The 12,938-nt window shown below is 61.2% G+C and carries 12 protein-coding genes; 6 read left to right on the forward strand and 6 right to left on the reverse strand.

Translation table 11 applies throughout. The annotated features are described in order from the left end of the window. Nucleotides 1–134 precede the first annotated feature (134 nt). Nucleotides 135–1,304, forward strand: a complete 1,170-nt coding sequence (locus U862_RS0117215) for a DUF1624 domain-containing protein (protein WP_025111540.1) — start codon at nt 135–137, stop codon at nt 1,302–1,304. Nucleotides 1,305–1,308: 4 nt separating this feature from the next. Here U862_RS0117215 and U862_RS0117220 read toward each other — a convergent pair whose 3' ends face one another. Continuing rightward, nucleotides 1,309–2,205 carry a LysR family transcriptional regulator gene (locus tag U862_RS0117220; protein WP_025111541.1) on the reverse strand — a complete coding sequence of 299 codons (897 nt, stop codon included), beginning with the start codon at nt 2,203–2,205 and terminating at the stop codon, nt 1,309–1,311. A 102-nt stretch (nt 2,206–2,307) separates the two neighbouring features. Between U862_RS0117220 and U862_RS0117225 the strand changes: the two genes are divergently transcribed. Then, nucleotides 2,308–3,843 (forward strand): MFS transporter, encoded by a 1,536-nt coding sequence (locus U862_RS0117225; RefSeq protein WP_025111542.1) that lies wholly within the window; start codon nt 2,308–2,310, stop codon nt 3,841–3,843. Nucleotides 3,844–4,014: 171 nt separating this feature from the next. Here the strand turns inward: U862_RS0117225 and U862_RS0117230 are convergent, their stop codons facing one another. Next, on the reverse strand, nt 4,015–5,406 hold the full coding sequence (locus U862_RS0117230; protein WP_025111543.1) for an aldehyde dehydrogenase family protein: 1,392 nt from the start codon (nt 5,404–5,406) through the stop codon (nt 4,015–4,017). Nucleotides 5,407–5,509: 103 nt separating this feature from the next. Between U862_RS0117230 and U862_RS0117235 the strand changes: the two genes are divergently transcribed. From U862_RS0117235 to U862_RS0117245, 3 genes are all read left to right on the forward strand, one after another. After that, entirely contained in the window at nt 5,510–6,388 is an 879-nt protein-coding gene (locus tag U862_RS0117235; protein ID WP_025111544.1) for a LysR family transcriptional regulator, read from the forward strand. An 83-nt stretch (nt 6,389–6,471) separates the two neighbouring features. Beyond that, nucleotides 6,472–7,134, forward strand: coding sequence for a M24 family metallopeptidase (locus U862_RS0117240; RefSeq protein ID WP_025111545.1), 663 nt, complete (start codon nt 6,472–6,474; stop codon nt 7,132–7,134). A gap of 127 nt (nt 7,135–7,261) precedes the next feature. Then, nucleotides 7,262–7,690, forward strand: coding sequence for a molybdopterin-binding protein (locus tag U862_RS0117245; RefSeq protein WP_025111546.1), 429 nt, complete (start codon nt 7,262–7,264; stop codon nt 7,688–7,690). Between the two features lie 63 nt (nt 7,691–7,753). Here U862_RS0117245 and U862_RS0117250 read toward each other — a convergent pair whose 3' ends face one another. Together U862_RS0117250 and U862_RS0117255 are read right to left on the reverse strand one after the other, a co-directional pair. Next, nucleotides 7,754–8,377: a glutathione S-transferase family protein gene (locus tag U862_RS0117250; RefSeq protein WP_025111547.1), complete on the reverse strand. Its 624-nt coding sequence runs from the start codon at nt 8,375–8,377 to the stop codon at nt 7,754–7,756. A gap of 102 nt (nt 8,378–8,479) precedes the next feature. Beyond that, entirely contained in the window at nt 8,480–9,898 is a 1,419-nt protein-coding gene (locus U862_RS0117255; protein WP_025111548.1) for a cytosine permease, read from the reverse strand. Nucleotides 9,899–10,166: 268 nt separating this feature from the next. On the opposite strand from U862_RS0117255, the gene U862_RS0117260 reads away from it, so the two are divergent. Continuing rightward, on the forward strand, nt 10,167–11,078 hold the full coding sequence (locus tag U862_RS0117260; RefSeq protein WP_025111549.1) for a LysR family transcriptional regulator: 912 nt from the start codon (nt 10,167–10,169) through the stop codon (nt 11,076–11,078). A 24-nt stretch (nt 11,079–11,102) separates the two neighbouring features. Here the strand turns inward: U862_RS0117260 and argE are convergent, their stop codons facing one another. Then, a complete protein-coding gene (gene argE / locus U862_RS0117265) occupies nt 11,103–12,251 on the reverse strand; it encodes an acetylornithine deacetylase (protein WP_025111550.1) in 1,149 nt (382 codons plus the stop codon). Then, nucleotides 12,248–12,925 (reverse strand): DUF1028 domain-containing protein, encoded by a 678-nt coding sequence (locus U862_RS0117270; protein WP_025111551.1) that lies wholly within the window; start codon nt 12,923–12,925, stop codon nt 12,248–12,250. Before U862_RS0117270 ends, argE begins: the two co-directional genes overlap by 4 nt. Nucleotides 12,926–12,938: the final 13 nt, after the last annotated feature.

The following is a 12,938-nucleotide window of genomic DNA, read 5'->3' on the forward strand; positions in this document are numbered from 1 at the left end:
GTTCTGCGGCTTTTTTGAGAACCGGTAGCGTCTGGGTTGGGCTTCGATTATTAATGTTATAGAGTAACGAGAATTCACAGGGAAGCCGCGCCGTTGCGATCACCCCGATTCATCCATTCGATAGCGAAATGTCCATGACGATTGCGTGTGCTCCTTCCAGCCCGGCGCCGACCGGGCGCTTGTTGTCCATTGATGCGCTAAGAGGTCTGGTCATCCTGTTCATGCTCCTGGACCACGTGCGCGAGACGTTTGTGCTGCACCGTCAGGTCTCCGACCCGATGGACATCGCCAGCACCGAGCCGGCGTTGTTTTTCAGCCGCACGCTGGCGCATCTGTGCGCGCCGGTGTTCGTGTTGCTGACCGGATTGTCTGCGTGGTTGTTTGGCGAGAAGTATGCGGGCAAGACCGACGTCAGTGCCTTTCTATTCAAGCGGGGGCTGTTTCTGGTGGTACTGGAATTCACTTTGGTGAATTTCGCCTGGACGTTTCAGTTGCCGCCGAGTGTGATCTATCTGCAGGTGATCTGGGCGATTGGCCTGAGCATGATCGCGTTGTCGCTGCTGGTGTGGCTGCCGCGCTGGCTGCTGCTGACGCTGAGTCTGGCGATCATCGCCGGGCATAACGTGCTCGATGGGCTGCATTTCGCGCCGGAGTCGGCACCGCATGTGCCATGGGCGATTCTGCATGACCGCGGCTGGATCGACGCCGGCGACAGCTTGCGCTTGCGTACCTCGTATCCGCTGTTGCCGTGGATCGGTGTGATCGGGCTGGGTTATGCGCTGGGCCCTTGGTTCGCGCGCATGGCCGATGCCGGGACTCGTCAGCAGTGCCTGTTGCTGGGCGGTGTCGCCGGTCTGCTGGGTTTCGTGGGGCTGCGGCTGCTCAACGGTTACGGCGAAAAGCCCTGGGCGCTGCATGACACGACCGTGCAAACGCTGATGGCGTTTTTCAATATCACCAAGTACCCGCCATCGCTGTTGTTCATCACGCTGACGTTGAGTGTGGGACTGCTGTTGTTGCGGGTGTTTGAGCGAGTGCAGACGCGTCACTGGATTCGCTGGCTGTGCGTTTTCGGTTCGGCGCCGATGTTTTTCTACCTGCTGCACCTGTACGTGCTGAAGGTGCTGTATCTGATCGCCGTGGCGCTGTTCGGCCTTAACCACGGTAGCTACTTCGGCTTCGATTCAGTGGCGGCGATATGGCTGGTATCGGCGCTGTTGACGCTTGCGCTGTACCCGGCAGTGCGCTGGTTCTCGGCACTGAAGGCGCGGCGCCGCGACATTGCCTGGCTGAAATACCTGTAAAACCCTAGCGACCACTGCGCTCGCGCGCGAACTCAATAAAAGCCTTGAGCGGCGCCGGTACATGGCGCCGGCTCGGGTAGTACAGATACAGGCCCGGGTAGTAAGGGCACCAATCGGCCAACACCTGAATCAGACGCCCTGATGCCAGGTGTTCGCTGACCATTTCATCGAACACATACGCCAATCCCAGGCCTTGCAGCGCAGGGCCGACCATCAGGCTGACGTCGCCCAGGGTCAGTGGGCCGCTGACCTCGATTTCCCGGGCAATGCCTTCACGTTCGAACTCCCAGCGATACATCGTGCCACTGGGATAGCGGTGGCGAAGGCACGGCAAGTCGTGCAGGTCTTCGGGTTGTTGTGGCGCAGGATGGCGCTCAAGGAATGCCGGCGAAGCGACCACCACCGAACGCATTGCCGGGCCAATCGGCAGCGATACCATGTCGGCCTCCAGTCGATCACCAAAGCGCACGCCCGCATCAAATCCGCCGGCGACGATATCCAGGAGTGCCTCGCTTTCGACCACTTCCATTCGAATGTCCGGATACGCCTGCAGGAACTCGCTGGCAATCGGCAGCAATACCAGTTCGCATGCCTGGCGTCCGCAGGTGATGCGCAGGTTGCCCGTGGGTTTGTCGCGAAAATGGTTGAGGTCTTCCAGTGCGTCTTCGATGTCGCGGAACGCCGGTTTCAGTCGCGCACACAGGCGCTCGCCGGCCTCGGTCAACGCCACGCTGCGGGTGGTGCGATTGAACAGGCGCACGCCGAGGCGATTCTCCAGTGCCTTTACCGAATGGCTCAGGGCTGACGGTGTCAGGCCAAGTTCGACGGCGGCTTTGCTGAAGTTCAAGTGTTGTGCCGTGCAGAGGAATACTGAGAGGTCTGCCGTTGAGGATGATTTCATCTGTGAATGCCTTTCACAAAGTCATGCAGGTTTGCTGGGATTATCACATCAATAGCACGGCCTTACAGTGGCAGCCTGGCAAACTTCATAAAGGACGAATTCATGACACCTGTCGCTCAACAGCAAGGAGCGCGTAACCAGCAGCTGATCCTCGCAGCGGTGTGCCTGTCGGCACTGGTACTTCCCTTGAGTTTTACCGGTGGCGCGGTGGCGACGCCCGCCATTGGCCGTGATTTGGGCGGCAGTCCCGTTGCCCTGACCTGGATCACCAATGCGTTCATGTTGTCGTTCGGCAGTTTGCTGATGGCGGCAGGGGCGTTGGCCGATGTCTATGGGCGTAAACGCCTGTTCACCTTCGGCATGTTGCTGTTCACGGCGGCATCGCTTGCCCAGAGCGTGGCACCGTCGGTGTTCTGGCTGGACGTGCTGCGAGCTGTTCAAGGTGTGGCCGGGGCTGCGGCGCTGGCCAGTGGTTCGGCGGCGTTGGCGCAGGAGTTCGAAGGCCATGCCCGCACTCGTGCCTACAGCATGCTCGGCACCACGTTCGGTATCGGTCTGGCGTTTGGCCCGTTAGTGGCCGGGGCATTGATCGAAGCGTTCAATTGGCGGGCGATTTTCGACTTCACCGCGCTGATCGGCGTGATTGCCATGGTCTTCGGCCTGCCACGCATGCGCGAAACCCGCGATCCGGATGCCAAGGGGCTGGATTGGCCGGGCACAATCACCTACAGCGCGATGCTGGCGTTGTTCACTTTTGGTGTGATCCAGGCACCGGAAAGTGGTTGGGGCAACCTGCTGGTGGTCGGTCTGCTGAGTGCTTCGGCATTGATGCTGGCGTTGTTCGTGATGATCGAAATGCGTGCCAAACGACCGATGCTCGATCTGACCCTGTTCCGTTTTCCGCGCTTCATCGGCGTACAAATGCTGCCGATCGGCACCTGCTTTTGCTACATCGTGCTGGTGGTTATGTTGCCGCTGCGCTTTATCGGCGTGGAAGGCTTGAGCGAAATCGACGCCGGTCTGCTGTTGCTGGCGCTGTCCGCTCCGATGTTGGTGGTACCGATGCTGGCGGCATCGATGACCCGGTTTGTCTCGGCGGGCATCCTGTCGGGGGGCGGTTTTCTGATAGCCGCGCTCGGGTTGCACTGGCTGAGTCTGTACAACGTCGGCGAGCCGAAACACGCGCTGATCGTGCCGATGGTATTGATCGGTATCGGTGCCGGCCTGCCGTGGGGGCTGATGGATGGTTTGTCGGTGAGCGTCGTGCCAAAAGAGCGCGCGGGGATGGCCGCAGGGATTTTCAACACGGTGCGGGTGGCGGGTGAGGGTATTGCTTTGGCGAGTGTCGCGGCGATGCTGGCTTCGCTGCTGCAGAACGATCTGTCGAGTGCAGTGACAGGCAATGTCGATACGGTGCTGATTGCCGAGACGGCGCACCGGGTCACCACGGGGGACATGGTGCATGCGATCAACACGCTTCCGGGGCTGGCCAATGAGCGTCTGGTGCAGGGTTATGCCTCGGCGTTTCAATACTTGCTGCACATCCTGACCGTGATCACCCTGGCCTCGGCGGCGGCGGTGCTCGGGCTGTTGAGCAAGGATCGAACGGTCGCAAAGGCGCAACAGGCAGCGGCTTGACGCCAGGGCACAGTGGGGGCGGACTTGCTCGCGAGAGGGCAGGTCAATCACTGCAAAAGTGACTGTTCCAGCGCTTTCGCGAGCAAGCCCGTTCCTACAGATTTCGGTGTCGCTCGCAAGGTCGTTGCCAGGCCCCCGACCTGTAGGCGCTGCGGAAGGTGATCTTGCGGGTTATTTGCGATCCAGCCACACCGTCTGTGCGTTGCAGAACTCGCGTACGCCAAAGTGCGACAGCTCGCGTCCGAATCCGCTTTTCTTCACGCCGCCGAAGGTCACGCGCGGGTCGCTGGCGGAGTAGCCGTTGATGAACACGCCACCGGTTTCCAGTTCGCTGGTCAATTGCTGGGCCAGTTGCACGTTGGCGGTGTAGATCGTGGCGGTCAGGCCGAAGTCGCTGTCATTGGCCAGGGCGATGGCGTGGGCACAATCGCGGGCGGTGATGATCGACGCCACCGGGCCAAACAGTTCCTGTTTGAATGAGGTCATGCGGTCGGTGACATCGGCCAGTACGGTCGGCTCGTAGTAGTTGCCCTGGCCTTGCGCCTTGCCGCCGCCGAGCAGCAGGGTGGCGCCTTCTTCGAGGGTGTCGCGCACTTGCTGATCGAGTTCGTCACGCAGGTCGAAACGTGCCATCGGGCCGATGTAGGTGTCAGCGGACAGCGGATCGCCAACCTTCAGCTTGCGAGTGGCCTCGACGAATTTGCGGGTGAATTCCTCGACCACGCCTTCTTCGATGATCAGGCGCTTGGCGGCGGCGCACACCTGGCCGGAGTTCTGATAACGACCGATAACGGCAGCCTGCACGGCTTCGTCGAGATCGGCATCGTTGAGCACGATGAACGGGTCGGAACCGCCCAGTTCCAGCACGCATTTCTTCAGCGCGGCACCGGCCTGGGCGCCGATGGCCATGCCGGCGCGCACGCTGCCGGTCAGGGTTACGGCTGCGATGCGCGGGTCAGCGATGGCGCTGGAAACGCCCTCCGGGGTGACGTTGATCACTTCAAACACGCCATCAGCGAAACCGGCGTTCTTGAAGGCATCGCGCAGCAGGTAGGCGCTGCCCATCACGTTGGGCGCGTGCTTGAGCACGTAGGTGTTGCCGGCGATCAGGGCCGGTACTGCGCCGCGCAGCACTTGCCAGATCGGGAAGTTCCACGGCATCACCGCGAGGATCGGGCCGAGCGGACGGTACTCGATCCGCGCTTTGCCGCCTTCGACTTGCGTCGGTTCGGCATCGAGCATGGCCGGGCCATTTTCGGCGTACCACTCGCAGAGCTTGGCGCATTTTTCGATTTCGCCACGGGCCTGGGCGATCGGCTTGCCCATTTCCAGAGTAATCATGGTCGCCATGGCTTCGGCGCTGTCACGCAGCGCACCCGCGAGAGCGCTCAGGGCGCGGGAGCGGTCCTGCAGCGGCTTGCGTTTCCACTTCGAGAAACCGAACGCGGCGCGGGTCAGCGCGGCGTCGAGGGCGGCGGCGGATTCAAAGGCGTAATGACCAATCTGCTCGCCGGTGGCGGGGTTGATCGAGATGGCGTGGGTCTGGCTGGAAATCGGGCTCATGGCTGGCTCCTGCGAGTTCAGTGGATGGGCCTAGAGTAGGGTGGCGTTTGTTTTCTGGAAACTGAATAATAAAGATCCTTTCTTTCACGTTTGGAGAATGACTGTGGATCTGGTGCAACTGGAAATCTTCAAGGCCGTTGCCGAGCACGGCAGCATCAGCGCCGCCGCGGCGCAGATCCATCGCGTGCCGTCGAACCTGACCACGCGGATCAAACAGCTGGAGCAGGATCTGGGCGTCGACCTGTTCATCCGCGAGAAAAGCCGTTTGCGCTTGTCGCCCGCCGGCTGGAGTTTTCTTGAGTACGCGCGGCGCATTCTCGACCTGGTGCAGGAAGCCCGCGCCACCGTCGCGGGTGAAGAGCCGCAGGGCGCGTTTCCTCTGGGGTCGCTGGAAAGTACCGCGGCGGTGCGTATTCCCGAGTTGCTGGCGGCGTACAACCAGTTGCACCCCAAGGTCGATCTGGACCTGTCGACGGGGCCGTCCGGGACGATGATCGATGGCGTGCTGTCCGGGCGGCTGGCGGCGGCGTTCGTCGACGGCCCGGTGTTGCACCCGGCCCTCGAAGGTGTGCCGGCGTTCGAAGAGGAAATGGTCATCATCGCGCCGCTCAATCACGCCCCGGTGCTGCGCGCAGCGGACGTCAACGGCGAGAACATTTATGCGTTCCGCTCCAACTGCTCCTACCGTCACCACTTCGAAAAATGGTTCAGCACCGACGCCGCCGTGCCAGGCAAGATTTTCGAGATGGAGTCCTATCACGGCATGCTCGCCTGCGTCAGCGCCGGGGCGGGGCTGGCGCTGATGCCGCGCAAGATGCTGCAGAGCATGCCCGGCAGCGCCACAATCAGCGTCTGGCCGCTGGCGGCGGATTTTCGTTATCTGACCACGTGGCTGGTGTGGCGACGGGGCACAGTGTCGCGTAGCTTGAGCATGTTCGTGCGCTTGCTGGAAGAGCGCGGTGTGGTGCGTGCAGAAGAGTAATTGACACCTTGTGTCATGGCTGTATCTTTATCTGCGTTTCGCAATATAAAAAACTATACAGCGTAGCCATGAGGAACAAGGAAATGAGTGCAGCCCTTAGCGGTAAAGAAGCGGTCGGCGAACGGTTTGTGCTGGAAACGATGCGTCACGCGCAAGGCCTGACCTGGAAAGCCGTCGACGCCATCGCCAAGGTGATCAAGCCCGGCATGCGTGAATCCGAAGCGCAGGAGCAGGGCAAGCAGATCCTCCTCGAACTGGGCATGGACCGTATCTGGCATCCGCTGCTGATCCGCTTTGGCGCCAACACCCTGAAGACCTTCAAGCAGCGTTCCGACGGCGATCCGGTGCTGGGTGAAAATGACATTTTCCTCATCGACATGGGCGTGGTCTGGCAGGGGCACGAAGGCGATGCCGGCGCGACGTTCACTACCGGTTCCGACCCGGAAATGATCGCTTGTGCTGCGGCAGCCAAGGAGCTGTTTGATCGGGTCGAGGCGTTTTGGCGCGAAGGCGTGTCCGGGGTCGAGTTGTACCGCTATGCCACCGATCAGGCCAACGCCATGGGCTGGGTGTTACACCTCGACATCAAGGGTCACCGGGTCAGCGACTTCCCTCATGCGATTTACAAGGGTGGCAATCTCGGCGATTTCGACCAGGCACCGCATGCCGGTGTATGGATTCTGGAAATCCAGATTGCCCACCCGCAGCGACCGTTCGGCGCGTTTTATGAAGATCTGCTGATCTGATCTATCGTTGTTCGGCAGCTCTCAAGTGTGGCAACAGGGCGCAGCGCTATAGTTGTTTCTACATAGCGTTTACTCCGATGATGCAGGCCGTTTTTCCTAACTCTAAAGTCAAAAAAGGAAGCCCGTCATGAAAGTCAGCGCACGCAACGTATTCAAAGGCCAAGTCAGCCAGGTTCAAGCCGGCGCAGTCAACGCCGAAGTGGTTCTGACTCTGGCCGGGGGCGAGCAATTGGTTGCTGTCGTGACCATGGAAAGCATCAAGAACCTCGGCATCGCCGTTGGTAAAGAAGCCGTGGCGCTGGTCAAGGCGCCGTGGGTGATGCTGATGACCGAGTCCAGCGACATTCGCCTGTCGGCACGCAACTGCCTGGAAGGCAAAGTACTGAGCGTGACTGATGGCGCGGTCAATGCTGAAGTGGTGATCGAGCTGGCCGGTGGTTCGAAGGTCTACTCGATCGTCACCCGTGATGCCGTTGCAGAGTTGGGTCTGGCCAAGGGTGTCAGCGCCACGGCGGTAATCAAGGCTTCGCATATCATTCTGGGCGTGCCTGCCTGATCTGCTGTTCAGGTCAATAAAAAACCTCTGATTCCGAACGCTGGAATCAGAGGTTTTTTTGCGTCACGGCGTACCGTTTCTGCCGTAGAGCCGAAAGCCTTCGCGTTGGCTCAGACGCTCGTAATACGCGCTGACGGCGGGATAGTCCGGATGCGCGAGCGGCGTTTCATACCAGCGATTCACCGACAGTCCGATGGGAATATCGGCCAGCGAAAATGCTTCGCCGCTGACGTAGGCGCCAGTCTTCTGTAGCTGCCGGTCGAGAATCGCCATGTTCCTTGACCATTGCGCGATGCCGTTAGCCAAAGCAGCGCTGTCCTGATGATCCGGTGATTGGCGCACCAGCGAGACAAACGCATACGACCACGAGCGGTTCAGTTCCGAGGCCTGCCAGTCGATCCACTGATCAACCCGCGCGCGGGCTCGCGGCTCGGCGGGGTAGAGGTCTGCGCCGTCATGGGTGGCCGCCAGGTAACGAATGATCGTGTTCGATTCCCACAACGTGAAATCACCGTCCTGAATCACTGGCACCATGGCGCAAGGGTTGAGGGCCAGAAACTGCGGTGTGTCAGTAGGTTTGAAGCCCGAGCCCCAATCCTCGCGTTCGAACGGCAACTGTAGTTCGGCGCAGGTCCACAGCACTTTGCGCACATTGATCGATGACGCCTTGCCCAGAATTCGCAGCATGGGATTCCCTGTCTCGTGGGTGCCTGTCGGGCCTCAACAAATACCACACTGCAATGCAGAAGGCCCGCGCATGGCGGGCCTTCTTTTGTCATGCAGGCACCCTCACAGACTGCCCACCAGCTTCGCGCCGGTCAGCATTCGCCGGCGATAGGCGCTGTCACGACTGGCCAGCCAGAAGTACAGCGGCGAGGTCACCAGCAGGCCCACCAGCCACGACAGGTCCGCGCCGTCGATGTGTGCCGAGATCGGGCCGACGTACAGCGGGGTGTTCATGAACGGGATCTGCACGGCGATGCCGATCGCGTAGGCCAGCAGCGCCTGCGGGTTGTAGCGTCCGTAGATGCCGCCGTCGACCTGGAAGATCGACTGGATGTCGTACTGGCCTTTGTGGATGGCGTAAAAGTCGATCAGGTTGATCGCAGTCCACGGCACCAGCACCACCAGCAGCACCAGCACCATGTCGACGAAGTGACCGATGAAGTCTTTCGACGCGCCCACCGCGGCGAAGCAGCAGGCCAGCAGGACGATGATCGAGATCACCGCACGGCTTTTGGCGGTCGGGATCCAGCGGTAGGCGAAGGTCTGCACCAGGGTGATCAGCGACAGCACTGCGCCGTACAGGTTGAGAGCGTTGTGGCTGATCACGCTGAGCAGGAACAGCACCAGCATCAGCGGACCGATCGAGCCGGTGGCCATTTTCACCGCGTCCATCGTGTCCATGCCCACGGGCGTCGCCAGCACGGCGACGGCACCGAAGATGAACGCCAGACTCGAGCCCAGCGCCGAACCCAGATACGTGGTCCAGAACGTCGACGAGACTTTGACGTCGGCCGGCAGGTAACGCGAATAGTCGGACACGTAAGGGGCAAACGCGATCTGCCACAGCGCGGCGAGCGACACGGTGGCGAGCCAGCCGGAGAGGTTGAAGCTGCCCCGGGTGAGGAAATCATCGGTCTGGATATGGGTGAAGATGTAGCCGAAACCGACCACGATGCCGATCCCCAGCACCCAGGTGCCGATGCGATTGAGCACGTGGATGAAGCGGTAGCCGATGATGCCGATGATCCCCGAGCCGAGGGCGCCGATGACGATGCCGACCGGCACCGGCACGCTATCGACCACGCCGTGCAGCGACTTGCCGGCCAGCACGATGTTGGAAGCGAAGAAGCCGATGTACATGACGCCGGCAATCAGCACCACCAGCAGGGCGCCGAGCGAGCCGAACTGCGCGCGGCTCTGGATCATCTGCGGAATGCCCATCTGCGGGCCTTGCGCCGAATGCAGCGCCATCAGCACGCCGCCGACCAGATGACCGACCAGAATGGCGACGATGCCCCAGACCAGATTCAAGTGGAACAACTGCACGCCCAGCGCGCCGGTGACGATGGGCAACGGCGCAATGTTGCCGCCGAACCACAGCGTGAACAGATCCCTGACCTTTCCGTGGCGATCTTCGGGGGGCACGTATCCTATCGTGTGTTTTTCAATGAGCGGGGCGGACGTTGTTGCAGAGGTGGACATGACGAACTCCAAGGCAAGGATGAGTACGTGGACGTACTTCGGTAAGCGCCGACACGGACGGCGCATTTCTTGTTGAAGCGATCATGTGCAAAGGCCCGGGATAGATAAATTAGTAAGTTTGTTGCTTCAGACCTTAAAAAATATATGCCCCGGGTCCGGGGGCTGTCCGGTATGTTCAGGCTTCGCTCTTTTCTGGATTTACACAGTTCTGTGGTGAGGGGATGAATCTCCTCGCCACAAACGCGTCGTTTCTCTGCAGAGGTTTTATATGGCTGCCTACAACCTGCGCCAGCTCAAATACTTCGTCACCACCGCCGATTGCGGCAGCGTCGCCGAAGCCTCGCGCAAGCTCTATATCGCCCAGCCGTCGGTGTCGACCGCGATCAAGCATCTGGAAGAAAGCTTTGGTGTGCAGCTGTTCATCCGTCATCACGCCCAGGGTGTGTCACTGACGCCCAGCGGCTCGCGGTTTTATCGCAAGGCTATGGAGTTGCTGCGAGTGGCGCATGAGTTCGAGCAGAACGCGCTGGCTGATAACGACGTGGTCTCGGGGCAGATCGATATCGGCTGTTTCGAAACGGTCGCGCCGCTGTACCTGCCGCGTCTGATCGCCGGTTTCAAGGAGCGTTGGCCGGGGGTGGAAATCCGTATTCGCGATGGCGAACAACAGGAGCTGGTGCAGGCCCTGACCGCTGGCAGCATCGATGTGGCAATGCTGTTCGAACACGACCTCGACACCACCATCGACACCACGCCGCTGATGCCGCCGCAACAGCCTTACGCCTTGCTGCCGGCCGATCATCGCTTTGCGCAACAGGCGAAAGTCTCGCTGCACGATCTGGTGCTGGAACCGATGATCCTGCTCGACGTGGTGCCCAGCCGCACCTACTTTGTAAGCATCTTCGAAGAGCGCGGACTGACCCCGCACATCGTCTTCAGCTCGCCATCGATCGAGATGGTGCGTGGCATGGTCGGGCGTGGTTTCGGCTTTTCGATTCTGGTGACCCGACCGTTCGGCGAGTACACCTACGACGGGCAGAAAGTGGTGTGCGTGCCGCTGGTGGAAACCGTGACCGGCTCGGGATTGTCAGCGGCCTGGCTGCGCCGGGTGCAACTGACCAAACCGGTGCAGTTGTTCGTCGATCATTGTCGCGAGGAGTTGGCCCGACTGTACGCCTGAAGGCAGGCAGCCGGGCCGAAGGGGTCAGGCGCGAATCGAGGTCAGCATTCGTTGCAGCATCGCATCGCAGGCATCGAGTTGTGCACGACTGACAAACTCATCGGGTTTGTGCCCCTGGTCCATGCTGCCGGGACCACAGACCACGGTGGGAATACCCGCCGCATCGAACAGCCCGCCCTCGGTGCCGAACGCCACGGTGCCGAATTCCCGGGAACCGCAGAACGCCGCGATCAGTTCAGCCGCCTGACTCTGCGCATCGGTGACCAGGCCCGGATAGGCTGACAGCTCACTGAAGCGGATTTCACTGTGCGCACTCACCGCACGCATGCGCGGCAGCACCTGCTGCTCGGCGTAGGTTTGCAGCTGCTGCGCGACCCGCGCCGGATCCTGCGAGGGCAGGGCGCGGATCTCGAAGTCGAAGCGGCAATCGGCAGGGACGATATTCAGCGCTTTGCCGCCGCTGATCACCCCGGTCTGCACCGTGCTGTAGGGCGGGTCGAAACGCCCGTCGTGATGCTCGGGCGCTTGCAGTTGCTGGCCGATTCGCCCCAGTTCGCCGATCAGTTCGGCGGCGTACTCGATGGCGTTGACCCCCAGCGGTGCGTAGGCGGAATGACATGGATGACCGTGCACGTCACAGCGCATCGCCAGCTTGCCTTTGTGGCCGAGCACCGGTTTCAGTTCGGTGGGTTCACCGATGATGCACAGCAGCGGTTTGACCGGGCGCTGTTGCAGTTCGGCGAGCAACGAACGCACTCCGAGGCAACCGACTTCTTCGTCGTAGGACAGGGCGATGTGCACCGGCATGCGCAGTGCTGCGGCGACCAGCGTCGGCACCAGGGCCAGCACGCAGGCGATGTAGCCCTTCATGTCCGCCGTGCCGCGTCCGAACAGCTTGCCGTCGTGTTCGCTGAGCTCGAACGGCGCCACGGTCCAAGGTTGACCGTCGACCGGCACCACATCGGTGTGCCCCGAGAGCACAATGCCCGGTTGATCGGCCGGGCCAATCGTCGCGAACAGATTGGCCTTGCTGCGCTCGGCGTTATAGATCAGCGTGCACGACACATCGAAACCGGCGAGGTAATCACGCACGAACTCGATCAGTTGCAGATTGGATTCGCGGCTGGTGGTGTCGAACCCTACCAGCGTCTTGAGCAACGCGACGCTGTTCATCGATCATCACCGGCAACGCCATAGCCCGGCGCTTTGGCCGGGTCGAGCGCGCGGTCGATGTAATCCTGCAACTGCGGCTGATAGGCGTCCCAGAGTTTTTGCAACTGGCTGATCGGGTCTTCGTCAGCCCAGTCGACCCGCAAATTCACGATCGGCCAGGTCTGTTCGCCGACCACCACCACGGCCGCCGAATGCACCGGTCCGGCTTCGCCTCCGAGGGCTTGTGCAGCGTGCAGGGCCTTGAGCAAACGGTCGGCCAATTGGCCTTCACCGTCTTCAAAGGCACTGACCATCGCCTCGATCACCGCGCGTCCGGCGAGCATGTTACCGGCAGCCACGCATTGTTCGCCGCTGACCGCGTTGTGCACGCCGAGGGTTTGTGCGCCGCTGAAATGCGCGGTCTGGCCGAGGTGGTTGATCGCGGTGATCTGCCGGTATTGACTGTAGCCGTTACGGGTCAGCACTTTGTCCAGCGCAGCGTCAGGCGCCACGCCCTGTTCCATCAGCGCGAGGACTTCCGGGCCGAGGGACGGCAGGGTGATGTTCTGGCTCGACACTGCGCCGACACCCGGCAGCAGCCAGGGGCAGCGCGCGCCGACGGCGATGCTGGAGGAACTGATGGCGACACCGAACTGGCCGGTTTCGGGGCAACGGGCTGCGATTGAAAAGGTCATGGTCTAACTCCGT

Origin of the sequence: Pseudomonas sp. H1h, assembly GCF_000633255.1 — a bacterium.
Classification (GTDB): Bacteria; Pseudomonadota; Gammaproteobacteria; order Pseudomonadales; family Pseudomonadaceae; genus Aquipseudomonas.